The 25961-nt window shown below is 45.5% G+C and carries 21 protein-coding genes; 7 read left to right on the forward strand and 14 right to left on the reverse strand.

Annotated elements, in window-relative coordinates; genetic code table 11:
- Positions 1-7 precede the first annotated feature (7 nt).
- Complete coding sequence (locus AB6E85_RS02410) at positions 8-520, forward strand: DUF2062 domain-containing protein (RefSeq protein ID WP_017060232.1); 513 nt, start codon at positions 8-10, stop codon at positions 518-520.
- A 206-nt stretch (positions 521-726) separates the two neighbouring features.
- Here the strand turns inward: AB6E85_RS02410 and lolE are convergent, their stop codons facing one another.
- The 3 genes from lolE to lolC are packed head-to-tail and all read right to left on the reverse strand — an operon-like array spanning position 727 to position 3865.
- Complete coding sequence (gene lolE, locus AB6E85_RS02415) at positions 727-1971, reverse strand: lipoprotein-releasing ABC transporter permease subunit LolE (protein ID WP_017072111.1); 1245 nt, start codon at positions 1969-1971, stop codon at positions 727-729.
- Positions 1972-2664 (reverse strand): lipoprotein-releasing ABC transporter ATP-binding protein LolD, encoded by a 693-nt coding sequence (gene lolD / locus AB6E85_RS02420; protein WP_048614550.1) that lies wholly within the window; start codon positions 2662-2664, stop codon positions 1972-1974.
- On the reverse strand, positions 2657-3865 hold the full coding sequence (gene lolC, locus AB6E85_RS02425) for a lipoprotein-releasing ABC transporter permease subunit LolC (protein ID WP_102429154.1): 1209 nt from the start codon (positions 3863-3865) through the stop codon (positions 2657-2659). The genes lolD and lolC overlap by 8 nt, the downstream gene beginning before the upstream one ends.
- A 227-nt stretch (positions 3866-4092) precedes the next feature.
- Between lolC and AB6E85_RS02430 the strand changes: the two genes are divergently transcribed.
- From AB6E85_RS02430 to AB6E85_RS02445, 4 genes are all read left to right on the forward strand, one after another.
- Positions 4093-4662 (forward strand): hypothetical protein, encoded by a 570-nt coding sequence (locus AB6E85_RS02430; protein ID WP_048616608.1) that lies wholly within the window; start codon positions 4093-4095, stop codon positions 4660-4662.
- A 6-nt stretch (positions 4663-4668) separates the two neighbouring features.
- Positions 4669-8130 (forward strand): transcription-repair coupling factor, encoded by a 3462-nt coding sequence (gene mfd / locus AB6E85_RS02435; RefSeq protein WP_372141295.1) that lies wholly within the window; start codon positions 4669-4671, stop codon positions 8128-8130.
- Positions 8131-8193: 63 nt separating this feature from the next.
- Positions 8194-8961, forward strand: a complete 768-nt coding sequence (locus tag AB6E85_RS02440) for a peptidoglycan binding protein CsiV (protein WP_017065298.1) — start codon at positions 8194-8196, stop codon at positions 8959-8961.
- A gap of 137 nt (positions 8962-9098) precedes the next feature.
- Complete coding sequence (locus AB6E85_RS02445; protein WP_372141296.1) at positions 9099-9644, forward strand: GNAT family N-acetyltransferase; 546 nt, start codon at positions 9099-9101, stop codon at positions 9642-9644.
- Between the two features lie 110 nt (positions 9645-9754).
- Here the strand turns inward: AB6E85_RS02445 and AB6E85_RS02450 are convergent, their stop codons facing one another.
- The 7 genes from AB6E85_RS02450 to hinT form a co-directional block, all read right to left on the reverse strand.
- Positions 9755-11044: an NAD(P)/FAD-dependent oxidoreductase gene (locus AB6E85_RS02450; protein WP_009847154.1), complete on the reverse strand. Its 1290-nt coding sequence runs from the start codon at positions 11042-11044 to the stop codon at positions 9755-9757.
- A gap of 512 nt (positions 11045-11556) precedes the next feature.
- The gene (gene ycfP, locus AB6E85_RS02455) at positions 11557-12096 is read right to left on the reverse strand and encodes an alpha/beta hydrolase YcfP (protein WP_372133357.1); all 540 of its coding nucleotides are present in this window, start codon (positions 12094-12096) and stop codon (positions 11557-11559) included.
- Positions 12097-12204: 108 nt separating this feature from the next.
- Positions 12205-13059 carry a phosphotransferase gene (locus AB6E85_RS02460; RefSeq protein ID WP_372141299.1) on the reverse strand — a complete coding sequence of 285 codons (855 nt, stop codon included), beginning with the start codon at positions 13057-13059 and terminating at the stop codon, positions 12205-12207.
- Between the two features lie 172 nt (positions 13060-13231).
- A complete protein-coding gene (gene lpoB, locus AB6E85_RS02465; protein WP_017060223.1) occupies positions 13232-13822 on the reverse strand; it encodes a penicillin-binding protein activator LpoB in 591 nt (196 codons plus the stop codon).
- Between the two features lie 86 nt (positions 13823-13908).
- Positions 13909-14292 (reverse strand): YcfL family protein, encoded by a 384-nt coding sequence (locus tag AB6E85_RS02470; RefSeq protein ID WP_017060222.1) that lies wholly within the window; start codon positions 14290-14292, stop codon positions 13909-13911.
- Positions 14292-15683 (reverse strand): COG3014 family protein, encoded by a 1392-nt coding sequence (locus tag AB6E85_RS02475; protein WP_372141300.1) that lies wholly within the window; start codon positions 15681-15683, stop codon positions 14292-14294. Before AB6E85_RS02475 ends, AB6E85_RS02470 begins: the two co-directional genes overlap by 1 nt.
- Before the next feature lie 277 nt (positions 15684-15960).
- Entirely contained in the window at positions 15961-16311 is a 351-nt protein-coding gene (gene hinT, locus AB6E85_RS02480) for a purine nucleoside phosphoramidase (protein ID WP_017065295.1), read from the reverse strand.
- Positions 16312-16588: 277 nt separating this feature from the next.
- Here hinT and AB6E85_RS02485 point away from each other — a divergent pair, with 277 nt between their 5' ends.
- A complete protein-coding gene (locus AB6E85_RS02485) occupies positions 16589-18580 on the forward strand; it encodes a methyl-accepting chemotaxis protein (RefSeq protein WP_372141302.1) in 1992 nt (663 codons plus the stop codon).
- A 197-nt stretch (positions 18581-18777) separates the two neighbouring features.
- Positions 18778-19944 (forward strand): DUF1887 family protein, encoded by a 1167-nt coding sequence (locus tag AB6E85_RS02490; RefSeq protein ID WP_017065293.1) that lies wholly within the window; start codon positions 18778-18780, stop codon positions 19942-19944.
- A 225-nt stretch (positions 19945-20169) separates the two neighbouring features.
- On the opposite strand, the gene udp is transcribed toward AB6E85_RS02490, so the two are convergent.
- The 4 genes from udp to AB6E85_RS02510 all read right to left on the reverse strand — a co-directional run bounded on the left by udp (position 20170) and on the right by AB6E85_RS02510 (position 25804).
- Positions 20170-20928: a uridine phosphorylase gene (gene udp / locus AB6E85_RS02495; RefSeq protein WP_017632176.1), complete on the reverse strand. Its 759-nt coding sequence runs from the start codon at positions 20926-20928 to the stop codon at positions 20170-20172.
- A gap of 282 nt (positions 20929-21210) precedes the next feature.
- Positions 21211-23568 carry a zinc/cadmium/mercury/lead-transporting ATPase gene (locus AB6E85_RS02500; RefSeq protein WP_372141304.1) on the reverse strand — a complete coding sequence of 786 codons (2358 nt, stop codon included), beginning with the start codon at positions 23566-23568 and terminating at the stop codon, positions 21211-21213.
- A 152-nt stretch (positions 23569-23720) separates the two neighbouring features.
- On the reverse strand, positions 23721-25184 hold the full coding sequence (locus AB6E85_RS02505) for an MATE family efflux transporter (RefSeq protein ID WP_372141306.1): 1464 nt from the start codon (positions 25182-25184) through the stop codon (positions 23721-23723).
- Between the two features lie 203 nt (positions 25185-25387).
- The gene (locus tag AB6E85_RS02510; protein WP_017060213.1) at positions 25388-25804 is read right to left on the reverse strand and encodes a CBS domain-containing protein; all 417 of its coding nucleotides are present in this window, start codon (positions 25802-25804) and stop codon (positions 25388-25390) included.
- Positions 25805-25961: the final 157 nt, after the last annotated feature.

The raw sequence follows: 25961 nt of genomic DNA on the forward strand, positions 1-25961 counted from the left end.
TCCTCCTATGCCAAGAAAGTTTATCAAACGATTTATGCCTGACCATGATCTAATCAAGCGTCAGAAAGCATTGAAAGTTTTTGGCAATGTTTTGTACAACCCCAACTTATGGTGCCTTAATCGTCGCTCTGCGGCTGGCGCGTTTGCTGTTGGGTTATTCATGGCGTTTGTCCCTCTACCAAGTCAAATGATTATGTCTGCAGGCCTTGCTGTCGCATGTGGCGTTAACCTGCCTTTAGCTGTCGCACTTGTTTGGATCAGTAACCCGGTTACCATGCCTGTTCTCTTCTACTTTGCTTATAAAGTCGGGGCGTTTGTTATGCATGTGCCACCTCAAGCCTTCCATTTCGAATTGTCTTGGGACTTCATCTTGGCGCAAATGAGCACTATAGGGCCTCCGTTCTTATTGGGTTGTCTGATTTGTGGTGTGGTTTCAGCAATGATTGGCTACTTTGGTATTCGCGGTTTATGGCGTTACTCAGTAGTAAGAAGTTGGAAGAAGCGACAAGCAAGGCACTAAACGCCATTTCTTGTTATTCAATCTAACCTTGTCTGCGGCGCACTTAAAACGCACACAAGTTAAAATCGGATGAACCACTTACCTCTGCAAGATTGGTATGTAACGAAAGTCGTAAAGAACACGAATTGAATTCAATAAAAAAGGATCCCACTGGGATCCTTTTTTGTATCGACTGAAAAACTGACGGCTTGTTATTTAGGCGAATGCTATTTAGAACTCAGCACAGAGGCTGGGTTTAACTTCGCTGCTCGTGATGCTGGATACCATGTCGCCAGTAAACTCAGCACAATCGCAGTGCCGGAAACCACAACAACATCCGTCATATCAAGTTGTGATGGCAAGAAGTCGACAAAATAGATATCACCGGACAAGAACTGATGATCGACCAGCTTTTCAAGCCCTTTGATAAGTGTCGTGAGATTAAGCGCCACCAACACACCTATCGCACTCCCGACTAAACTGCCTAACACGCCTGAAAATACGCCCTGCCAAACAAAGATGCGCTTCACAAGACCATCTGATGCACCCATAGTTCTTAAAATCGCGATCTCTGATGCTCTGTCTTTGACTGCCATCATTAGCGTCGAGACAATATTGAAACAAGCCACACCAATAACCAGTACCATCACCAGATACATGATGGTACGAACGAGTTGGATATCTCGATACAAGAAACCAAACTTCTGCTGCCAGCTACGCAGATACACATACACATCAAGTTGATTGCCCACTTCACGCACAATAGAGTTCGCGTTCAGTACATCGGTCACTTTTAAAGAGACCCCAGTCACCGCCTCACCTAAGTTTGCGTAGACCTGAGCATCACCAATCGGGATTAGCGCCAAGCTGTGATCTATCTGACCATTAAGCGTCAGCAAGCCGACCACTTTCACTCGAACACGCTTTGGCGCCTGAACCTTCACAGAACCGTTTACCGTTGGAATCATTAAAGTCAGATAATCACCGACTTTCGCACCCAGCACATTCGCTACACCAGAACCCAAAATGATCTGTTGTTGCCCTGCCTTAAACTCACTCCAAGCTTGCTTATCGATAAAACTCGACAGGCTTGATACCTGTTGTTCAAGCTGCGGATCAACACCGCGAACTTCAATTGCTTTGAGTTCTTTGCCCTTTTCAGCAAGTGCAGTAATTTTTACGTAAGGCGCTGCAGCAACGACTTTATCGTGCTTAACCGACTCCTCAATCACGTGCTCCCAACGAGTCACAGGTTCATTCACACCTTCAAACTCACCGTGAGGAATGACAGAAAGTACTCGTGATTGAAGCTCTCGCTCAAAGCCATTCATCGCAGATAAGCCGATAATGATCACCGCGACACCAACAGCGATACCAATCGTTGAGGACAAAGAGATGAACGACACCATCTTGTCTCGTTGTTTCGCACGGCTAAATCGGCCGCCTATCAATAGAGATAAAGAAGAAAACACTTAGCTCTCCTCTTTTTCTACGTTGACCAGTAAACCATCTTGCATGTGAAGTTGGCGATCCATCTTACCGGCAAGTTCACCATCGTGAGTCACGACCAAAAAGGCAGTATCGTATTCACGGTTCAGTTCACGCATTAAGTCGTAAATAGACAGTGCGGTGTTATGGTCTAGGTTACCGGTTGGTTCATCCGCCAACACTAACGCAGGCTTATTCACCAATGCACGAGCAATCGCCACACGTTGCCTTTCACCACCAGAAAGCTCTGAAGGTCGGTGGTCCACGCGGTGACTCAATCCAACTTTGTCCAACAGACGTTGCGCTTCTTGCTTTGCTTTAGCGGGCTTTTCGCCGCCAATCAACAGCGGCATCGCCACGTTTTCTAACGCTGAAAAGTCAGATAGAAGATGATGGAACTGATAGACAAAGCCAAGATGTTGGTTGCGAAGCTTGGCCTGCTTATTCGAGCTCAAAGATGCTAAGTCCTGACCAAGAAAACTTACGCTGCCCGCAGAAGCATCGTCTAATGCGCCTAAGATATGTAGTAAGGTACTTTTACCCGACCCAGAGGTACCGATGATTGCTACTAGCTCACCCTTTTCGATTTCAAAGCTGACTCCCTTGAGCACCTCAGTATCTAACGAGCCTTCACGGTACGTTTTACGGATATCATTACATTGAAGAAAATTACTCATAACGAAGGGCCTCAGCAGGTTTCACAGACGATGCACGATAAGAAGGGAATACAGTAGCAATCAGGCTAAGTGCAATAGCCAGAACCACAACAACAGCGATTTGAATTGGGTTAATCAGAATTGGTAGCTGGCCACCAAATGAGAATAGAGCAACGCCCATCGCCTCTAAAATAGTATTAAGGTTCATCGCTAGGGCAACGCCTAACACACCACCAGAGAGCGCACCAATCACGCCACTACTTGCGCCTTGAACCATGAAGATCCCCATGACTTGACCATCGGTCATGCCTTGGGTCTTAAGAATCGCGACTTCAGACTGCTTCTCCATCACCACCATGATAAGTGCCGAGATAATATTGAAAGCAGCAACACCGATGATAAGCCCCAGCATTAAGCCCATCATATTTTTTTCCATACGAACGGCTTGGAATAGCTCACCACGTTGGTCTCGCCAGTCGCTCCACAACCAACCTTCCGGTAATGGCTGAGTCGATAACTCTGCCACTTCAAACGGGTCTTCAAAAAACAGTCGCCAACCTGAAATGGTGTCTGATTTATAACGCATCAAACGCCCTGCATCTTGGATGTCTGTCACCATCAGTTGAGCGTCGATATCAGAACCTGTGTTGAAAATACCGGCAACGGTGAAATTTCGTTGGCTTGGAATACGACCCAATGGGGTGTATTGGCTAGCGCTGGTCACCATCAGGCGAACTTTGTCACCCATAGACACTTTCAAGTTTCTCGCCAAAGTATGACCGAGGAACAACTGATATTGACCCGCCTTAAGTGAAGACAATCTGCCCGCAATCAAGTGGTTCTGAAGAGGGTCATCTGAATTTGGTTCAATACCGATTAATAGCCCCGCAGATAACTGAGCCGGACTCTGAATCACAGCTTCACTGCGAACAATCGGTTCAACATGACCATTAAGCGAAATTTGCTCTGCAAAGTTAGGCGCTTGGGCAGAAAGAGAGGTAGTGCCACCTTGCTCATAAACCACCGCTTGAGGAAGAACACCAAGAATTCGGTCTTTTAACTGCGCTTCGAATCCATTCATTACCGATAAAACAGTAACCAAAGACAGCACACCAATGGTGATACCTGCCGTCGACATATAAGAAACAAAACGGCTAAAGCGATCACCTGAACGGCCTTTCAAATAGCGTAGGCCAACAAACAACGAAATAGGATGAAACATACTTTGAACCATCTAAAGGGGATGCGGGTTAATGTAACGGGTATTGCTGTTCCTGTGTAGGGGTTAATTGAAAATATAGAGTGAATTAACTCAATTAGTTAGGCTTGAAAAACAGAACCTTGTCAAATTGCCAAATTTCAAACAACTATTTGAGACTTTCAATTAACTGACCTTGATTACTGCGGCCACATAGCGATAATCAATAGATCACTTCAAGGAACTAACGCATGACAGAACAAGAGTTTTTCACCGTTCACCATAGCCTTACCGCTAATATTGAACCAATGGACAGCGGCTTCACTTTACCCTCTCAAATTCAATTCGAATCTGAGATCCCAGCACCATTTGTGGTGGCAAGTGAATTTAGCCAATTGGATCTGTTAGCTGACAGTGCTCGAGCTGAATTGAAAAACAGCGACTTGAAGAATGTCACCAGTTTATTGGATGCACAAAACTCAAAATTAAACCTCTTGTTGAGCTTTATGTTATCGCAGCAAGATGATGAGAAATTTCGCACTCACACCTATTCATTTGGTGCGAGTCAGTTTTCCTGCTTTTCAAAAGCAAACATCGAACCGGGTCGCTTAGTAAAAGCCAAACTTTTTCTAGAGCACCCAGCTGCAGCCATTTATTGCTACGCAGAAGTCTTTGCTAGCGATGCGAAAGACTCAGGTTTCGAAATCAAATTTAAATACGCTCATCTTCGCGATACCGACCAAGACCTGCTAATTAAAGCGGCACTTCATCAACAACAGAAACTCTTGCGTCAACGCTCTCTAGACCGAGATAACAAGTAAATTAACATGACCAAAAAATCCATATTTACACTACCTAAACTTAAAGGTGCCGGTGACAAAAAGCACATCGGTAACCTAGTCGGTTCGTCTCTCGCTCTTGCCGTTGCCAAACTCGCAGAGCAACACAACAGCCATACCGTCTTGGCTGTACCCGACCCACAAGTGGCGCTTAAGCTTCAATCTGAAATTGAACAGTTTACGGCACATGAAGTCGCATTATTCCCTGATTGGGAAACACTGCCATACGATAGTTTCTCGCCGCACCAAGAGATCATCTCAGATCGTATCGCTCGCCTTTATGCACTGCCAACACTAAAAGATGGCATCACGATCGTTCCGATCAGCACGTTATTGCAACGCCAGTCACCGCGAGACTTTTTGCTACAACACACCTTAATGGTGAAAACAGGCGATCTCTACTCTTTAGAAAAACTGCGCCTGCAGCTTGAAAAGTCTGGCTATCGTTACGTTGATCAAGTGTTTGGTCCGGGTGAATACGCTAGCCGTGGTTCTATTCTCGATCTGTTCCCAATGGGCAGTAAAGACCCGTATCGAATCGATTTTTTCGACGACGAAATCGACACTATTCGTACTTTCGATCCTGAAAACCAGCGTTCTATCGAAGACATCTCTGAGATCCGCCTGCTGCCTGCTCACGAATTCCCGACCTCGGAAACAGCGATTGAAGATTTCCGTATTCGTTGGCGCCAACAGTTTGATGCGCGCCGCGAACCAGAATCGGTTTATATGCAGGTTTCTAAGGGTACGTGGCCTGCTGGTATCGAGTACTGGCAACCGCTGTTCTTTGATCACACTGAAACCTTGTTTGATTACGTTGCCGATGAAGCGCAACTGCTGATTCTAGGTGATGTCGAGACTGCAGTAGATTCATTCCTAACGGACGTTGCTCATCGATACGAACAGCGCGGTGTTGACCCATTACGACCACTGCTCACACCTGAACAACTGTGGCTAAAGAAAGACGAACTGTTCGCACACTTCAAGCAGAAGCCACAAGTCAATCTGAGCTTAGATTCAATTGAAGAGAAAGCTGGACGTACCAACCTTCCGGTTGTGTCTCTTCCTGATCTCAGCGTTCAGCATCAGAATAAAGAGCCACTCGCAAACCTAAGAAAGTTCACTGAAGCCTTCGAAGGAAAAGTGGTCTTTTCAGTTGAGTCTGAAGGTCGCCGTGAAGCTCTGAGTGAATTACTTCGAGGCATTAAAGTTCGTCCAAGCGAAGTTGAAAACCTCGATGCGGCGATTAAAGGTAAAGATAAGTTCAGCCTGATCCTAGGGTCAGCGGAACATGGTTTTATCCACGAAGAGCAAAACATCGCCCTTATCTGTGAAAGCGACCTGTTGGGTGATCGCGTTGTTCAGCGCCGTAAGAAAGACAAGAAAAGCGTTAACAGCGATACTGTCATTCGTCACTTAGCCGAACTTAAACCGGGTCAACCTGTTGTGCACATTGACCACGGTATTGGTCGCTACATCGGCTTGCAAACACTCGAAGCCGGCGGCATGAAAACCGAATATGTAACGCTTGAGTATCAAAACGATGCCAAGCTCTACGTGCCAGTTGCTTCTTTGAACTTAATCGGGCGTTACTCGGGTGGCGCTGAAGACTCAGCACCTCTACATAAACTCGGTGGCGAAGCGTGGCAAAAAGCTCGTAAACGCGCCGCAGAGAAAGTCCGTGACGTTGCAGCAGAGCTACTTGATGTTTACGCTAAGCGTGAGCTAAAACCTGGCTACAAATTTGTACTCGACCGCGGCCAATACGCGACTTTTAAATCAGGCTTCCCGTTTGAAGAAACCGATGACCAAGCGATGGCCATCAATGCTGTTATGTCTGATATGTGTCAAGCAAAAGCCATGGACCGTTTGGTGTGTGGTGATGTTGGCTTTGGTAAAACCGAAGTCGCGATGCGTGCAGCATTCGTTTGTACCGACAACAGCAAACAAGTCGCGGTATTAGTTCCAACCACCCTACTTGCACAGCAACACTTCGAAAACTTCCGTGACCGTTTCGCTAACTTGCCGATTCGTGTTGAGGTTCTATCCCGATTCAAATCAGCTAAAGAGCAGAAGTTGATCATGCAAGATGTCGCCGACGGTAAGGTCGATATCTTGGTGGGGACTCACAAGCTACTTTCGAGTGATATTAAGTTTAAAGACCTCGGCCTGCTGGTTGTCGATGAAGAACACAGATTTGGTGTGCGTCAGAAAGAGAAAGTGAAAGCGATGCGTGCGGATGTCGACATCCTTACGCTTACCGCGACACCAATCCCGCGAACGCTGAACATGGCAATGAGTGGGATGCGTGACCTTTCGATCATCGCTACACCACCCGCACGACGCTTGGCAATTAAAACCTTCGTTCGCGAGAGTGATGATGCCATCGTCAGAGAAGCGGTACTTCGTGAAATCATGCGTGGTGGTCAGGTTTACTTCCTGCACAACCAAGTCGACACGATTGAGAAAACAGCAGAGTCACTACAGAAGTTGATTCCAGAAGCACGCGTTACTGTGGCTCATGGCCAGATGCGTGAGCGCGAACTGGAACGCATCATGAATGACTTCTACCACCAGCGCTTTAACTTGTTGGTGTGTACAACCATCATCGAAACCGGTATCGACGTACCAACGGCAAATACCATCTTGATGGACAGAGCCGATAACCTTGGTTTAGCACAGTTGCACCAATTACGTGGTCGTGTCGGTCGTTCGCACCACCAAGCTTATGCTTACTTGTTAACGCCACCCCCTAAAGCGATGACCAAAGATGCGATCAAGCGATTGGATGCGATAGCTTCACTCGAAGACTTGGGTGCAGGCTTTACCCTAGCAACTCACGATTTAGAGATTCGTGGTGCGGGTGAGCTGTTGGGTGATGAACAGAGTGGTCAAATCCAGTCGGTTGGTTTCACCTTGTACATGGAGATGCTTGAACAAGCGGTTGAAGCGTTGAAAGAAGGTCGAGAGCCTTCGCTTGATGATCTATTGCGTGAACAAACTGAAATTGAGATGCGTTTGCCAGCACTATTGCCAGACGACTATATTCCAGACATCAACACGCGTTTATCAACATACAAACGTATTGCGAGTGTGAGTGACACCGACGAATTGGCAGAGTTGAAAGTCGAGCTGATTGATCGCTTCGGCCTTCTGCCTGATGCAACCAAGAACTTGTTGTCAGTTTCTGAGCTAAAATTAGCCGCAGCGTCTATCAAAGCCAAGAAAATTGAAGCCCACGATAAGGGTGGATTCTTAGAATTCTACCCGGATGCTGACATAAACCCGGCCTACCTTGTTAAACTGTTGCAATCTCAACCGCAAAAGTTTTCAATGGAAGGACCAACAAAGTTCAAGTTTACGATACCATTGGTCGACAGACGGAAACGAATTCAATTTGTTAGTGATTTATTGGGCGAATTCAGACAAAACTTGCTGCCTTCAGCATAAGACCCAATCCACTTGCACATATAAATTATCCAGCCGGTAATTCGGCTGGAAGACGGAGTAAAAATGAAAAGACTGATCCCACTGCTACTATTGTTCGTCTCACTGCCAAGTTTGGCGCAGAGACAATTTGATATAGAAGTGATCATTTTTAAGCGCGCTGTTGATGCAGAGAAGGTGAACGAATCTTGGCCAAATACACAGCCTAAGATTTCACTTGAACGCGTTGGTTCATTTCAAGATACCCAATACCGAGCAAAGAAAGGCGTTCAAATGCTACCTTACTCGGAATACAAGTTAACGCCTCAGAAAGACAAGCTACGTAAACACGCTGGCTTTGAAGTTCTGATGCATACCGCTTGGCGTCAAGGCGACCAAGGTAAGAGCTCTGCCCCTGTTTTCCACATTCAAGCAGGTAAAGATTTCTCTAAACAATTTAATGCTGATGGCTCTGAAAAAGGCGCAATCACTGCAGGCAGCGCTGATGGGTTCCAAGAAGAGACCATTGATAAACCACTCTACGAATTAGACGGCAAGCTGCAAATCTACGTTCAGCACTACCTATACGCTGAAACGACCTTGGACTTAAAAGCGCCAAGCGTTCGTGAAGTGACTCTACAAGAACAGCAAATCGAACTCGATTCACCAGTAAGTGGCGCAGAAAGCAACGTCCAAGTGGGCAACCTAACTGAGATTTCTCCGACGGTTGAAGTCCAAGAGTTCCTTAAGAGCTACCGCATGGACCAAAAACGTCGTATGCGTAGTACAGAAACTCACTACCTTGACCACCCACTTCTTGGAATGGTGATTCAAGTTAGACGTGTAGCGCAGTAAGTTACTTGCCGATTCGGCTATAATTATATAAATAATTCAATCCGCCCTCCTAGTGAGGGCGTTTTATTAAGTGCTATCTATCTTTATTCTGTACTGACTCTCTTTGCTCAGTACTTACACGTTACTTGGTACGTTCTATGAGCCCTGAATTTCAGATCAACACACAAAATCTTAGCCTTAAAATCATTGAGGCCTCAGATGCTCAAGAATTTTCTCAGCTGGTTAAGTCCTCCCCTAGCTTGTTGCCATGGGTCGACTGGTGTCATTGCGAGTTTTCTATCGTCGAGGCCGAGAAGTTTATTCTGGCGACTCGCTTAAACTGGGTGAAAGCCGATGCGTTTGGCTTTGGTATCTTTGAACGAAAAAGCGATAAGTTAGTCGGTATGGTTGCCATTAATGAGCTTTACCACACCTTTAATATGGCGAGTTTAGGTTATTGGGTGGGTGATGACTTTCAAAAGAGAGGAATCGCCAAAGAAGCGATGCTCGCCCTATTTGAATTTTGTTTCGCGCAACTCAAGTTAACGCGTTTGGAGATTGTCTGCGATACCGAGAACCTACCTAGCCAAAAGTTGATAGAGAAGTGTGGTGCTGAGCGAGAAGCCATTGCCAAGAATCGATTTCTGTTTAATGGTAAGCCGAAAGATGGCGTGGTTTATTCTGTGCTGCCTCCAACGTCTTAACAGCAGAAATGAGTTCAATACTAGCGATAGCACATAATCGACACGATCAAAAAAGAGCTCCGAAGAGCTCTTTTTTATTATCAGCGTAATGACCTTGAAGGCTTACCTGATTAGTGAAGCTTTAGATTTGGACGAAGTACACGGTTAATACGACCAACCAACATCATCAGGGATGTTTTGATTAAGCCGTGAAGCGCCATCTGGTGCATGCGGTACAAAGAGATGTACACCACACGAGCAATACGACCTTCAACCATCATCGAACCTTTCGTCAGGTTACCCATCAAGCTACCTACCGTAGAGAAACGGCTTAGTGAAACTAGCGAGCCTTTGTCTTTGTAGATGTAGTCTTTCAGGTCTCGACCGTTCAACTTAGCAATGATGTTACTGAATGCACAGCTTGCCATTTGGTGAGCCGCTTGTGCACGTGGCGGAACGAATGAACCGTCTGCTTGTGTACATTGCGCCAAGTCACCGATTGCAAAGATGTTGTCATCCAGTGTTGTTTGCAGCGTGTTCTTCACAACCAACTGGTTGATACGGTTGGTTTCAAGACCACCGATATCTTTCATGAAATCTGGTGCTTTGATACCTGCTGCCCATACCATGATTTGAGCTGGGATCTTGTCACCATCTTTGGTTGTTAGACCGTCAGAATCCGCCTGAGTCACCATCGTATTCGTACGAACGTTCACACCAAGCTTGGTTAGCTCAGAGTGTGCTGCACTTGAAATACGAGGAGGTAGAGCTGGAAGAATACGCTCACCCGCTTCAACTAGGTTTACGTTCAGCTTGCTTGAATCTAGGTCACCGAAGCCGTAAGTACGAAGTTCTTTAACTGCGTTGTGTAGCTCTGCAGAAAGCTCTACACCTGTTGCACCAGCACCAACAATCGCGATGTCTACCGTGCCTTGACCGTTCTTAGCATGAAGCTTTAAGAACTGGTTGTTCATTTCTGTACGGAAACGGTGCGCTTGCTCTGGGCTATCAAGGAAAATACAGTTGTCACGAACGCCCGGAGTGTTGAAGTCGTTTGACGTTGAGCCTAGCGCCATCACAAGAATATCGTATTCAAGTTCACGGCTTGGCATCAGCAGTTCACCGTGCTCGTCTGTAAGCTCGCTTAGTGCAATCACTTTACGCTCACGATCGATGTCGTTCAGGCTGCCCATTTGGAAATCGAAGTAATGGTTTTTTGCGTGTGCACGGTAGCTTAGTGCATCAACACCTTCATCTAATGAGCCAGTTGCTACTTCATGAAGTAATGGTTTCCATAGGTGGCTTGCTTTACGGTCTACCAGAGTAATCTGGGCACGTTTCTTACGACCTAAAGTGCGGCCTAGCTTAGTTGCTAGCTCTAAACCACCAGCACCGCCGCCTACTACGATAATTTTTGTCACAATGACAATCCTCTACAAAATGAATAAATGGGGTTCGGCTCGATTACTCCAACCGATAAATTCTATGTATCTACTCGGCCTTGAATGCGAAGGCTGTTACAAATTGGATTACCGCGAAAAAGAATAACGACAGCTCACCGAGTAGTTAGAGGGGTTACAAACAACAAATAATGGTTTGTTGCTTTGCTCACGTGGATAAAAAAGGTGACTACCTGAGAGGCAGAACACAAATTATGGGCAAGTTTTTTCACTCGCTCTCAATTTTTTTTGATATTTGTCAAAATATTTTGCTTGGGAACATTATATATAGCAAAAAGATGACCGCAACAAAAAAATCCCTACCCTCAATGAGGATTCGCGACTAATTAGTTAACGTTTGCGCAAACTGATCTATAAATGCACAAACCGACCGATAAAACATATACAACTACTTTATCAATACCAATCTCTAAGATTCAGATGTGAAAAAGCAGCACTCATTGAGCACTGCTGTTATAAAACATCTGGATTGATTAAGCGTTTTTGAACGCTTTCATTGCTTGAAGATGTTGAGAGATCTTTTTGAATTTATGACTCTCTTTATCATCCCAGATTACATCGTAGTAATCTTCTAGCGCGGCAGCTGTTTTGGTATTGTCGTGAATTTCATCTTCACGAGACAACACTACTAAACAGCGTCCTTTGTTTTTCATGCGGTACTGAGCAACACATTTAGTTGCGATGTCTTCGTACTCTTCTGGACGGTCAATTCGACCTACCATGTTGTTCTCAGGGTGCAGATTTGGGTTGAACACCACCTGCTTAATCCCACATAAGAAACCAATACGCTCAGACCAAAAACCACCTAAACCTACACCACAAATAATGGGGTGCGGATCATCGGATTGCTCTATCACCTTATGCACTTCTTTTAGCAGATGCTGCATATCGTGTTTTGGATGCAAAGTACTGTAGTTGATGAAACGAACGTCATCATCAATGAATTGCAACTGCAGTATTTTTTCGTGATTGCCCGGGCTTGTTGAGTCGAAGCCATGTAGATAGATAATCATTGTACCTCCCCCGTTGAATATTGGTACGTTTTGATCAATCTAACACGAAAAACAAGGTTTTAAAGGTAACAGCTGAGAAATTATATTTTTCACTTCCTAAACGTGATCCTAGCTACATAAAGTGTGACTCAGAGCCTCCGCTTCACGCAGATAACTTTCATCGCCCCAAAGCTGATGAGCAAGTAAATACCACAGCATCGCCATCATTTGGCTTCTTGGTAACCATGCTTCAACACCGTCAAGCCACGGCTGAACATCATGGATGCCTCGCAGCTGGCAGTACTTCTCAACCGCTTCTGTGACTGGCACGCCAGCAACCGCAATGGTTAATGTTAAATCGAGCCTAGGGTCTGCGAGCGCAGCGTATTCCCAATCAATAATCTTAATGCCGTCACTGTTTCTCACTAAGTTATAACCACCTAAGTCAAAATGGCACAAAGACAGGTCAACATTGGTAATACTCGGAGCCACGCGCCACTCTTGATAAATCTGCGTGCAGGCTTCGGTCTTATGAATCGCATCAAGCTGCAGCCAGTAATGGTCGACTCGCGCCGTGAAACTGAATGGTTGCAGTGGTAATCGCGCAGTATTAACCAGGTGAACAGAGATCAGCGTTTTCAACAGGTCATCAAGTTCTAGATCTTCGTAAAGTGTCTCAGCCGCAATCCATTCAACCAACAAGCCTTGCTCATTCACCACAATGGGGCTTGGCCCGATGCCAAGACGCTTAATTGCAGACAGCACTTGGTACTCTTCATGACGAGAGATGAAGAATGCTTTGGTGATAGGTGTGGTTGGCCGCCAAACATACGCAGTGCCATCGGCATCAACCAATTTCCAACATCGATTGGTCAAACCGCCGGTTAATGTCTGTGCTCTAACTGGAGGCTCAGAAAAGTAACCATCAAGCGAACTCAAACTGGTATCAAGAAGCTTAGCCTCTGACCAAGAAAAAATTGCCATATTTACTCCCTATAAACGTCTTAACTGCCCTATAAACGTCTTCATTCCCTAAAAAAAGACACTGACCAAAAGCCAGTGTCTCTTCATAAACAGCACATCATGCACTGCATTGGCGTGTGACCAAGCTAAACGCTGTCAAAACTGGCCGCGTATAGTTGGCAAGTAAGCGAAATTAAAGGCCTAGTAGACTCTTAGATTGTTGCTTACGGATTTCAGTCTCGTCAGCCCATTCAATCAAGCCAGACTCAAGATCCATTAGACGCATCGTCATTTTGTAGTATACGTCTTCATCGCTACCCGCTTTCTTAACGATGCTTGATAAGTTGCCGTACAGCATGTACTGAGCACCAACCATTTTACCGAATTGAATCGCTGAACTTTGATTTACAAGCTCATCGTTGTTTTGGAAGTTCAATTGGTCACGAACAGACTCTACACGGTCCATATCAACGAAACGGAACTTACCAGAGTTCAGCATCTTAGTACTGATAGTGTCAGTGATTGACTCAGTATCGATGTGCTCACTTGTTTTGTTCTTGATTCGCTCTACAAACACGATTGGACGCTGTTCACGAGTAATGTAAGACACAGAACCAGACGCCATCATGCTATCGACCATTTCACCCGCAATCGTTTGAAGGTCAGTTGAACCGAAATCGATTGTCGTGGTTTCTACTGCTTGTGCATCACCGTAGCTTACCTTGTTTGAACAACCGCCTAAAATAACCGCTAAACCTAGTAGCGCAATGACACTCTTTTTCATTTTGTTTCCTCAACTTATCACTGAGCGGGGTTACCCACACTCTTAAATTCTTGTAATTACGAATCATGAGACTCGTTTAATCTAACTTACTGCTCTCGGAACTGGACTCTGAACTGAGTCGCTTTCGGGTTTACCGACACTTCCGACAGCGAAATACTTTCAAAACCACGAACAATCGCTTGCTTCCAAGGGCCTTGCTTTAGGTTGACCTCAAGCCCGGCATCGTCGTACCAGTAAAAACGATAAAGGATATGTTGATCGCCTTTATAGTTACTGTTTAAACGAACGATTCCTCGCGTATGACCGTCGACCAGATCGGTGCGAATATCTTCAACCTGTAAACGGCTGCCCAATACCTTGTCACCAAAGAAAACGTTCTGAGTCAGACTATCGACCCTTACGCCAGCTGTATTATCAGCACAACCAGCCAGAGCCATAACCGCTGCTAAGCTCACTAACCACTTTTTCATTACAGCCTCCCTAGCTGTTTATGCCACATTGTTGCGTTGTTTCCTTGTCGAGAAATCCACACCAAGGTGGTCTGCCCTTCTCGAATATCAAAGTCGTACGTTTTAGCGCCCGCTTCCAACGTATATTGACCGCTGTTTGCTACAAACGTGCTGCTCTTAATCTCTGCAGGTAATGATTGCCAACTGCGAGTGTCTGGTTGCTCTGTTAGTGTGTTCCACACGTTGAACAGAATATTACCGACATCATCGCCTTTGGTTGCTTCTTTACGAATGCGATCTTTCGCGACTACACGTAGCGCTTGGCGAATAACAATACTCGTCATACGTTCCGATAAATCGTTCTGCGCCATCGCGTTTACGTCAGTGATCAAGTGTTCTTGTAACGGTTGACCGCTGATTCGCAAGGCAGAAAAACGCTCTACGTTTTGGCTTGGGTAATATGGCAGCGCAAGAGAGTATATTGCCCCCTGATCGCGACTGTCATAAACAGGTAAATCTAGTCGCCAACTGTCCATAGCTTGTACAGCGCTCTGCTCTTGAAGAACAATCAATCGCCCTTCACCTGCACTAAGTTTAGAAGATTGCTTATAGCGTTTTTCTAATGTCGCTAAATCTTGTCGCATCCCTAAACGAGCAGCTGTTGCCATGGTTCTATCGATGATTTCTTGGTTCTCTGGCATCACAGCCAAAGCACGACGATAGTCAACGTAGGCGCTGTTTAAGTCATTTGACGCTTCATAAAGCAGACCAGACAAGAACATCAGATACGCATTCTGTACTGATTGCAGCTTTTTACCCGCATCAGGGTAATTGGCAAGGATACTACCCACATTGGCAGACAAGCCTTGCTTCTTCGCATCGCTGGCTGCTTTTTCTAACTCAGCCTCTCGTTGCTTCTTCGCTTGTTCTTGAACTTGGTTGGCGCGACGCATTTCGATCACCGCACCTTCTAAATCGTTTTTCTTGAGGTAATTTAAACCGAGGTACAGATGAAGAAAGCCCAATTCATAATCGGCTGGCACATACTCGGTAATATTGTCATTCACAGCCAACGCACCCACACTGGTTGCACTGTCTGAGATTGAGATCACGGCTTTGCGTTGCTGCTCAGTCACCGCCTGATCAGCCACTTCAAACGAAGCCTTACTCTCAGGGTATTTTTGATCCAGCAGATTAATTCTGCCTCTTTCAAAGTTATCAAGGATGTCGCCTGCCGCGTAATCTGGTAGCTCTTGCTGGGCCTCTGAATAATCTCCAGATTTAACGGCTTGGTAGATCGCTTTGTTTTGTGCGCTGTAATGACTGAACAGGCTTCCTGCAGACATACTCGCACAACCTACGGTCAACGCCGATAACAGGGCAATGGAAGCGAATCTAAACTGTTGCTTCACTTATCGTCTCCGTGCATGTTTAAAATGCCAACTTTATTAGGGTCTGCTGACCTTTAATGGTCTCATTATCAAAACGAAACGTGTTGTAAAAAGGATCTCAAGCCAGTTGAAACCCTACTGATATAGCCTCTGCCTAAGCGATGCCGACATTCAGATAACAGATAGAACTTAAAGTTGGCATACAAACTACAAATTTTCCAACTAACTACTTGTGTTAACCCACTAATGAGCGCGTTTAAACTAGCTCATTAGCTTTCATTAACTCGTTAGCTTTTTATTAGCTCATTAATAGGGGGCCAAGTGGACGGCCGCCAACCAAGTGCATGTGAATATGATAAACCTCTTGGCCACCGTGAGAGTTACAGTTCACGATAAGACGATAGCCATCTTCTGCGATACCTTCTTCTTTTGCTAACTTGCGAGCAACGGTAAACATTCGCCCCATCATCGCTTCATCTTCGACTTCAACATCGTTGGTTGTAGGAATCAGCTTGTTTGGGATGATTAGGATATGGCTTGGCGCACGAGGGTTAATATCGCGAAATGCGGTTACTAAATCGTCTTGGTATAGTAGATCTGCTGGGATTTCTTTGTTGATGATCTTAGTAAAAATGGTTTCTTCAGCCATGTTTCTCTCCGATAAAACATTTATTTTTTAATGCTTTGAGTATGCGCTATGCCGCATCAAACCACAATAAATCTGCTTTAAAGCATAATAAAAAACACCGTTCAAATCAAAGAAAACGAGCCTTAGCTCTCAAGAATGGCATGTTGGTTATAACTGAGCGTTATTTTTGACGTATGCGTCATAAAACGCGTAAGCCGAGCTCAATAGAATGCTGACAATTTTGTTAGTTTTACTTTGACCTGACATTAGGTCTGCATTTTTATTTAGGGAGAAAGCCATGAAGGGATCTGTGATCAAGCGTATGTACGCTGGTTTCGCACTGATCATCATCATGTTCGCAGTCACGATAACCATCATGATGAACAGCATGAATCAGATACACAGCAATTTTGAGAGTGTCTCAGAAACCTCATTGCCACTTGTCGCGCTTTCAAATCAAACAAGTGTTCAATTGCTTTCTGCTGATAAGTCATTCAAAGATTTCTTAACCACACAAAACGCTGAACGCATGTCTGCAATGCGTACAGAATTTGCTGCATCACAAAACTCGTTTTCAGAAGTTCTCGGTAGTTTAGAAGCGGCAAGCCAAAACAATGCTTCACTTGTTGAACGCATCGCACAATTAAGAGCAATGGAAGAACGCTACTTCGCCGAAGCTGACGAAGCGATGAACAACTACGTTGCGATGTTCGAAGCGCAAGAACAAGTGCAAAAAGCCTCTCGTGACTTCCAACGCTTACATTCAGAATTAACCGTTGGCATGAAAGAGTACGTTGCCGATCAAAAAAGCATCTCTGTAAAAGTGATGGCAAAGAGCTACTTCATCAAACTGCAAGACGCAGAAGTTATTACCTCTGATGCCCTTGCTAGCTCTGATGTTGCCTTCGTTCAGAAAGCCGTTAACCAAAACAAAAAGGCCGTTACTCATCTTAACTACGCTTATCGCGGCCTATCAACACAACTACCAGCACTTAAAAATGTCTTCGATGAGTCGGTTCAGAAGTTCACCAAAGACGTTGGTCAGAAAGGTGGCGTACTAGACAAACACAACAACTACCTACAAGCCAAGCAAGCGCTGTACGTGAACATCGCCAACCTAGCCGTAGAAGTTGACCAAGCAATGGCGGTATTAGATTCATTTAACGTGACAGCCGAAGAGCAACTTAACGCTTCTCTGGCAGACGCGAGCAGCATTTACGATAAGGGCCTATTCAACGCGATTGCAATTGGCATTGTTGTGACAGTGTTCGCTGCTGCAATTGGTTACCACATTGCACATAGCGTAAGAGAGCCATTAACTCGCATCCTCGGTACATTAGAAGGTCTAACCGAAGGCGATATGACTCAACGTATCGATATTCGCTACGACAACGAATTCAGCCGTGTGAGTCGCCACATCAACACCTTGGCGGACAACTTGCACAATATCCTTGTGAAGCTGAATGATGCTTCAGATGACTTAACCAAGACAGCAAGCGTAAACCAAAAGACTTCTTCTGAAACGCAAGCTCAGCTGAACAGCCAACGTGAACAAACGGCAACTGTCGCGACCGCAATGACAGAGATGTCTCATTCTGTACAAGAAGTGGCAAACAGCGCGCAAAGCTCACTCACCATGGTTCAACAAGTAGAATCGGCTTCTGAGTCTGGTCGTCAGATCATGAACACCAACATTAGCACTATCAATCAGCTTGAGGTTCGCCTTACTGAGTCTGTGGGTGCTGTGGGCGAGCTACAACAAATGAGTAGTCAGATTGGTTCAATCCTTGACGTTATTCGTGGCATTGCTGAACAGACCAACCTACTTGCACTTAATGCGGCAATCGAAGCAGCGCGTGCTGGCGAACAAGGTCGTGGTTTTGCAGTTGTTGCCGATGAAGTACGAGTGCTAGCGCAAAAGACCACTCAATCAACGTCAGAAATCGAAACCATGATCAGCAACCTGCAATCAAGCTCGAAAACAGCAAGTAACGTGATTGAAAGTTGTATGAGCGACATGGATATGTCAGTCCAACAAGCTTCAAGTGCAAACAGTGCGATGGAAGAGATCCAAGCATTGATTCTAGAGATCAGCCACATGAGCACACATATCTCTCAAGCAGCCGCAGAGCAGAGTGAAACGTCTGGCGATATCGCGCGTAATATCGAAGACATCAACCACATCGCAGATAAGAGTTACCAAGCGATGTCATCAATTGCAGAAGCCAGCCAAAACCTAACGATTCTGGCAAATCAGCAAGGTGATTTAGTACATCAATTCAAACTATAGATAAATGAAGAATCGATAGATATTTAGTGAGATTGTTGAGACTTCATACCCAATAGTGGTAACTAATTGAGCTAGGGCAACTTTTATCAAGGGTTGCCCTTGTTTTTTATGAGCTTTGTCATTATATGATTATTAAGGCTTGCTGCTTCCCGTTTTTTCTTTCACCTTTATGAGCGAGCCGCTATTAAGGAATTTATATGGCTGTTCATGTTGGCATTATCGATCAAGACCCCATTCGCTTGCTCACCCCTTTACTTGATAACCGAACGGTCAGCACCCACATCGTGTTTATCGGCGACAAGAATCAAGTCAGTATGTACAAACGTTTAGACAGCGTTTTGCATAAGCGCGACATTACGAGTGAGTTTTTCGAAATTCCGACCATCGTAAATACGTCCGTCATTAAAGAATCTATCCAAACCCTTGCCGAAGACCTCAAAGCACGCGGTCAAGAAGTGAAGCTCAACGCAAGTTGTGGCCTTCGTCACCGCCTACTTTCTGTGTACGAAGTATTCCGTACTTACCACTGGCCAATCTTCGTGGTGGAACCAAACAGTGACAAGCTTTGCTGGTTGTACCCGAATGGCAAAGAAGACGCACAAGTTCAAGACCGCATTACTATCGACGACTACCTAACGGTATTTGGTGCTCGTGGGGAATTCAGCGACGTGCAGTTGTCTCCGCAACTGGATCAGAAACTTTATGAACTGGGTGAACGTTGGGCAAGTAACGCACTCGAATTAGGCCCTGGCCTTGCGACATTGAACTACCTAGCAACGACCTGTCGTAAAGAACAGAAACTTGATGTTGGACTATCTGAGAAGCAACAAGGCTACCGTGAACTGAACATGCTTCTGAGCGATTTGGTTGAAGCTAAGATTGCGACTTACGACAACGGTATTTTGACCTTTGCCAACGAAGACGCGCGCCGCTTCTCAAACGGTGAATGGTTAGAAACTCTGGTTCACAGCACAGTGAAACAAATCCAAGATGACATGCCGACTATCCAAGACCGTTCGTTGAATGTTCAGGTATACCGTCAACTTGGTGAGCGTGAAGTGCGAAACGAGCTTGATGTTGCGTCTGTGGTGAACAATAAGCTGCACATCATCGAATGTAAGACCAAGGGCATGCGTGACGATGGTGATGACACCTTGTACAAACTGGAATCGCTGAGAGACCTACTAGGTGGCCTACAAGCGCGTGCAATGTTGGTCAGCTTCCGCCCGCTTCGCCATAACGACATCACACGAGCAGAAGATCTTGGCCTTGCACTGATTGGCCCTGACGAATTGAAAGATCTTAAAACACACCTAACGGCATGGTTTACAGCTGCGGGTGGCAGTGAAGATCTAGAGTACTAAAAGCAAATAAACTCATGAGAGCTCAATGCTCTTAAGCAGATTATTAAAAAGGCGAATGACCATTAAGTCACTCGCCTTTTTTGTATCTGATGCTTTTCTTGTCTACTTTATCTCTATCACTCAAAGAGCACATAAAAAATGGCCGCATCATTCGATGCGGCCATTTTCAAAATTTAATGTCACTTGAAGACTTAATGCTCTCTAAAACTCAGAGCACTTTAAGACTTAAAGCATTTTACGAGCAGCTTCTACCACCACTTTGATTGAACGTGCTTCCGTTACTTTTAGAGTGTCGTGATCAGGCGTCTCTTTTTGAGTACGGTTGATAATTACACCAGCAACACAACCTGCTTTCAGACCAGAACTTGCACACATTGTTAGTAGTGTTGCAGATTCCATCTCGAAGTTTAGAACGCCCATGTCTTGCCATTCTTGCATAGAACCTTGGAAACGCTTAACAACGCGACCAGAGAACGTGTCGTAACGCTCTTGACCTGGGTAGAAAGTATCACTTGAAGCCGTTACGCCCATGTGAACTGCTGCGCCTGATTCTTCAACTGCCGCTTTCATTGCTGTTGCCACTTCGAAGTCAGCAACTGCTGGGAACTCCATTGGAGCAAAGTGCAGGCTAGCGCCGTCTAGACGAACAGAACCTGTAGAAACAATCATATCACCCACGTTTACGTGAGGTTGGATAGCACCAGTCGTACCAACACGTAGGAAAGTGCGAACACCAAGTTGAGCAAGCTCTTCAACTGCGATAGAAGTCGATGGACCACCAATACCTGTTGAACATACAACAACTGGCTTGCCGTCTAGCTCTGCGCGGTAAAGCGTGTATTCACGGTGACTAGCAAGGAATACTGGGTTCTCCATCTCTTCTGCAATTTTTTGCACCCGAGCAGGATCACCAGGGATGATCGCAAGAGTAGCACCGTTAAGATCTGCTTCAGTAACACCTAAGTGGAAAACAGCTTGAGACATAGTTCGCTCCTTTTGGCTTATTGGGCTTTTTACCCTTATTTAAGCTCATAGTAAATTCGTGGGGTACGAACACACTCTAACCAAGCTCATTACAAAATGAAGTGACACATGTCACATGAATGATCGCAACAAGAATTCAAGTTTCACAAAAAACCGATTGGCATCACAAAAATAAGCAATCCGCACGCCTGTGTTGCATACTAATGAGACAAAAAGCGCCTTTAACGTATTACCGCTAAAGGCGCTTTTATATTAAGAATGCTCTATGTCGGTGAACTCGATTTAGTCCGCTTTAGATTTGAATCGAAGCAGACGCAATGCGTTCAATGTCACCAATGCAGTTGCACCACTATCCGCTAAAACTGCAACCCACAGACCGGTAATACCTAACAAGCTTGTCACCAAGAATACGCCCTTCAAACCAAGCGCAAGGGCTACGTTTTGACGGATGTTATTCATGGTCGCTTGCGACAGTTCAATCATCGCTGGCAGCTCAGTTAAACGGTTATGAGTCAGTGCTGAATCAGCCGTTTCTAAAGCGACATCCGTACCACCACCCATTGCAATACCGACATTCGCCGTTTTCATTGCTGGTGCATCGTTAATGCCATCACCGACCATCGCCACGTGCGACTGTTGAGATAACTCCTCAACGTAAGATACCTTGTCGCTTGGCAATAGGCTTGCCTTGTACTGCATACCAATCTTGCTACTGATCGCTGCTGCACTTCGCGGGTTATCGCCGGTCAGCATGATAGATTGAATACCTAAGTCATTAAGTCGTTCAATCGCAAGCTTAGCGTCACTGCGTAACGTATCTTGCCAAGCAATCAGACCAATCACAGTCGTAGTTTGCTCTGTTAACTCTTCTTGATCTTTAACCTCGAGAGCAACCACAACCGTCTTGCCCTCGCCTTCTAATGCTTCTACCTGAAAAACCACATCGAGACCAAGATCGAACGTCACTTTAGACGGCGACAGAACCTGATACTTAACACCATCAACATCACCTTCAACACCACTACCAATCAATGTTTTCTTGTTGTGTGATTCAGGAATCTCAATATTCAGATCTTTTACTTTAGCGACAAGTGACTGCGCCAACGGGTGAGTAGAGCCAACTTCAATAGCCCCAACTACACGCAGCATCGCATCTTGTTGCCAACCCGATAGAGGTTGAATATCCGTAACCTGAGGCTTACCTTCGGTCAGTGTGCCTGTCTTATCGAAGGCGATGGTTTGGATTTTACCAAGCTGCTCTAGCGCTGCGCCGCCTTTAATGAGCGCGCCACGTTTCGCCGCCGCTGCTAAGCCAGAGGTAATTGCTGCAGGAGTCGAGATAACCAAGGCACACGGACAAGCAATCAACAATAGCGCTAGGCCACGGTATACCCATGTTTCCCATGGCTGCGCAAACAACAATGGTGGCGTGATGATGACCAACAAAGCCACTACCATCATTAACGGTGTGTACCAACGGCTGAACTTATCGAGGAATCGCTCTAGTGGTGCTTTACGTGACTCTGCTTCTTCAATCAGATGAAGAATACGGTCGATCGCGTTCTCACCCTGTTTTGAAGTGATGGTGATACGAACCACTTTATCGACCACCACAGCGCCAGCCATGATGCTATTGCCTTTGATGTGTTCAACAGGAACAGATTCACCGGTTAACGCACTTTCATCAAAGCTTGCCGCGTCTGTAATCAATTGGCCGTCAGCAGGTAAACGAGAGCCCGCAGCCACTTCAATCACATCACCGGGAACCAGTTCACTGACGGCAACTTCTACACGTTCGCCGTTGATGATCTTGGTTGCGTTTTCTGGTACCAATGCCATTAGCGCTTGAACGCCACTTCTTGCTCGAGATGAAGCAAACGCTTCTAAGCGCTCACCAATCAAGAACAACAATAGAACCATCGCCGCTTCCGCAGTTTCACCAAGGTACAAAGCACCCAGCGCGGCAACACTCATTAAGGTTTCAATAGCAAACGGGGTGCCTGAACGCGCCAGCTGAACCGCTTTCTTCGCCACCGGATATAAACCAAGCAGACAAGTTACCGTAAACAAGCCTTCGCTTAATTGAGGAGAGGTACTTTTCAGAAGCGCAGCAAACAGCATTGCTGCTGCAATCGCGATAATCTGTAAATTAGGTTGGATATGAGCTTGCCAAAAAGTCTCCGGTTGTTGTTTTTCTTTCTTTGAACCGACTTCCGTAAGAGGGAAACCCGTTTTGATAGAGACCTGTTCAATGGTGTCGGCAAGGCTTTGATTATCGAATTTCACGACCAGCTTTTCGGTAGCAAAGAGAACCTTCGCTTGAATAACACCGTCAATATTGCTAATCGCGTTTTCTATTTTTCTTGCACAAGCTGGGCAGTCCATTCCGGCAACCAGCCAACTTTTCGAAAATTGGGCGTCGTGAGATAAAGTTGAGGACTGACTGTCTTCTTCTCCACTGTCCGACGAACTACAACAATCATCTCCAGACGATGACGAAGTAGCAGAAGAGCTACAACAACCAGATGAAGTACCTGCTGCTGTGATGCTTGAAATTTTAGGGCTAGAGCAACTTGCTCCTGCCGCTTGAGGTTGAACGTCCACTTTTGCTGAGCGGCACGCTGCATGTTTTGCGCACATAATGTATCTCCTTAATACTCAAAAGCCTTGAGGTTGTTGCTAACTTAGAGCAACAGAACCTTAAGTTCATCAAAAGTATAAACCTTGGAGGTTACTCCAAGGTCAAGAAGAAGTTTTCAAGAAAACAAAAATATTATGCCAGCGCCGATGGCTTAGTGAGATTTAAGCTCCGCACACTCTTCACGGTTAGCGGATACATCATCAATAAGCACCGCATCGTGTGAACAGAATGGCTGAGTGTTCAAGCTGACAATCGACACATCATCTTCCACTGGATCAACTTGAGATCCTTGCATCAGTTCAGCGATATGATGTCGAAGCACCAAGATACCTAAAATCCCGAATAGAACATTACCCAAAGCTTGACCATAGAGAACACCCAAAGCGCCATACCATTGCGAACCTAGATAGACGAACGGCAGAGTACCCAGTGTCGCTTTACCCAAATTCAATGCTGTCGAGTAAAGCGGTTTACCTAGGTTATTGAAAGACGTGTTGGCAACAAATAGTGCGCCGTTAAAGGTGAAGGTTAACGCCACATAGGTACAGAAAGCCGCCACAATGATTGCTGCATCACCTTGTAAGCTAAAGCCTTGAATGACATAACCTTGAACGAAGTACAACAAGATACAAACGGCAATGGTGTATGCCGTAGTAACCAATAATGAGTTGTTGAGTGTTTCTTTCACTCGGTCCATACGTTCAGCACCAAAGTTCTGACCAATGATTGGCCCCACAGCGCCAGACAAGGCAAAGATAACCGCAAAACAAACTGGCGTCAGACGACCTATAACGGCAAAGCCCGCGACAAAATCCTCACCATATTGCGCGATACCCGTTGTCACAATCGCGTTACCGATAGGTGTAGCGGTATTGGTGATAATCGCAGGCAGCGCAATCGCCAATATTGGTCGAATATTAAGACGCCATTGCACAAAAGAAGGCGGGGCCACCAGCTGATGGCTGCGAATAAGAGGATAAAGCGAAAAGAATAGCACCGAGAAACGAGCGACAACCGAAGCGATAGCCGCCCCTTCGATGTTCCAACCAAAACCAAAAATAAACAGAGGATCGAGAATCGCGTTAACAATGCCGCCAGACAAAGTTGCCCACATCGAACGCTTAGCATCACCTGCCGCTCTTAAGCCCGCACCTGCTGCCATCGCTAACGCCAAAAATGGACCACTTGGTAGCAAAATCTGTAGGTAAGCTTGAGCGCGCTCGGCTGCAATGCCTTTGGCGCCTATCGCGGCTAGCAGCTCTGGAATATAAGCGAACATGATTGCAGTTATGGTTGAACTGATAACAAACGCAGTCAGCATGATACTGGTGCTTAGGTTTCGAGCGTGCTCTTGATTCTTGGAGCCGATGGCTTTGGACACTAATGCGCCCATGGCAATGGAAGTACCGATAGAAACGGAAGTAGAAAAGAAAGTCAGCGTACCAGCAAAGCCTACCGCAGCAGCCAATTCAACCTGTCCGAGCATACTGATAAACAGCATGTCGAGTAAATCGACCACAAATAACGCCATCAAACCGACAGAGCCAGCCCCCGACATCACCAATATGTGGCGCATCGTTGAACCTTCAACAAACTTTGCCGTTTGATTTGACATGAAACCTCCAAAAGTTGGAATACCCAAGAGCTAAAGCCTAATCAGCTGTTCAACTGTTCAACTGTTCAACTGTTCAACTGTTCAACAGGCTAGGGATCCAAAAAGAAAGGATCGACCAAGAAAAGCGCTATACAGAAAAAAGGCGCTGGTGCGCCTTTTTTCAATTGAGGGTATTGAGAAAAATAATCGTTCTTAACACGCTACTATACCTGATGTTTGAAGCATTCTTCCAAGTTCTTGCCAATTGCTCTCAAAACATCAGTTCTGGTGATAATACCCACCAGTTTTCGATTATCGATCACAGGGTATGCTTTAGGTTTTCCAACCTGCATCATGTCCGCCAATTCAATAATGGATAAGTCAGGTGACACCGACAGCACTTCTTGGTACATACAGTCACCCACAAGGTGTGTGTCTTGGCAGAAGTAACTGACCTTCACAAGTTTCTCGAGTAAATCCTGCTCTGAAAGGAAGCCAATCACTTGTTCGTTATCATCGATTACGGGCCCACCCATATGGTGGCTACGCATCACTTTGTCTAACGCTAGACTTAACGGCATATCAGGAGTAAATGTCACAACCTGCTGCGTCATGTAATCTTTCACTTTAATAGAATGCATTGCGTTCTCCCTAAATACTTTGCGTCATATATTTTTCTATCTTGTTAAGTTAATTGTTGTCTAAAATCTTGATTTTACTAAATGGATTTCAACAATTTTATTGATAGGCAAAACCTAACAAGACAAAAAAGTGAGACAAACAAAGGGTTGAGCACGT

This window comes from Vibrio sp. 10N.247.311.51 (genome assembly GCF_041467855.1).
Taxonomy (GTDB): Bacteria; Pseudomonadota; Gammaproteobacteria; order Enterobacterales; family Vibrionaceae; genus Vibrio; species Vibrio coralliirubri.

Bases quoted from the DNA above. Each gene is read 5' to 3' on its own strand.
- AB6E85_RS02410 (WP_017060232.1), top strand. From the start codon at position 8: ATGCCAAGAAAGTTTATCAAACGATTTATGCCTGACCATGATCTAATC.
- lolD (WP_048614550.1), bottom strand. From the start codon at position 2,664: ATGAGTAATTTTCTTCAATGTAATGATATCCGTAAAACGTACCGTGAA.
- lolC (WP_102429154.1), bottom strand. From the start codon at position 3,865: ATGTTTCATCCTATTTCGTTGTTTGTTGGCCTACGCTATTTGAAAGGC.
- AB6E85_RS02430 (WP_048616608.1), top strand. From the start codon at position 4,093: ATGACAGAACAAGAGTTTTTCACCGTTCACCATAGCCTTACCGCTAAT.
- mfd (WP_372141295.1), top strand. From the start codon at position 4,669: ATGACCAAAAAATCCATATTTACACTACCTAAACTTAAAGGTGCCGGT.
- AB6E85_RS02440 (WP_017065298.1), top strand. From the start codon at position 8,194: ATGAAAAGACTGATCCCACTGCTACTATTGTTCGTCTCACTGCCAAGT.
- AB6E85_RS02445 (WP_372141296.1), top strand. From the start codon at position 9,099: ATGAGCCCTGAATTTCAGATCAACACACAAAATCTTAGCCTTAAAATC.
- ycfP (WP_372133357.1), bottom strand. From the start codon at position 12,096: ATGATTATCTATCTACATGGCTTCGACTCAACAAGCCCGGGCAATCAC.
- AB6E85_RS02460 (WP_372141299.1), bottom strand. From the start codon at position 13,059: ATGGCAATTTTTTCTTGGTCAGAGGCTAAGCTTCTTGATACCAGTTTG.
- lpoB (WP_017060223.1), bottom strand. From the start codon at position 13,822: ATGAAAAAGAGTGTCATTGCGCTACTAGGTTTAGCGGTTATTTTAGGC.
- AB6E85_RS02470 (WP_017060222.1), bottom strand. From the start codon at position 14,292: ATGAAAAAGTGGTTAGTGAGCTTAGCAGCGGTTATGGCTCTGGCTGGT.
- hinT (WP_017065295.1), bottom strand. From the start codon at position 16,311: ATGGCTGAAGAAACCATTTTTACTAAGATCATCAACAAAGAAATCCCA.
- AB6E85_RS02485 (WP_372141302.1), top strand. From the start codon at position 16,589: ATGAAGGGATCTGTGATCAAGCGTATGTACGCTGGTTTCGCACTGATC.
- AB6E85_RS02490 (WP_017065293.1), top strand. From the start codon at position 18,778: ATGGCTGTTCATGTTGGCATTATCGATCAAGACCCCATTCGCTTGCTC.
- udp (WP_017632176.1), bottom strand. From the start codon at position 20,928: ATGTCTCAAGCTGTTTTCCACTTAGGTGTTACTGAAGCAGATCTTAAC.
- AB6E85_RS02500 (WP_372141304.1), bottom strand. From the start codon at position 23,568: ATGTGCGCAAAACATGCAGCGTGCCGCTCAGCAAAAGTGGACGTTCAA.
- AB6E85_RS02505 (WP_372141306.1), bottom strand. From the start codon at position 25,184: ATGTCAAATCAAACGGCAAAGTTTGTTGAAGGTTCAACGATGCGCCAC.
- AB6E85_RS02510 (WP_017060213.1), bottom strand. From the start codon at position 25,804: ATGCATTCTATTAAAGTGAAAGATTACATGACGCAGCAGGTTGTGACA.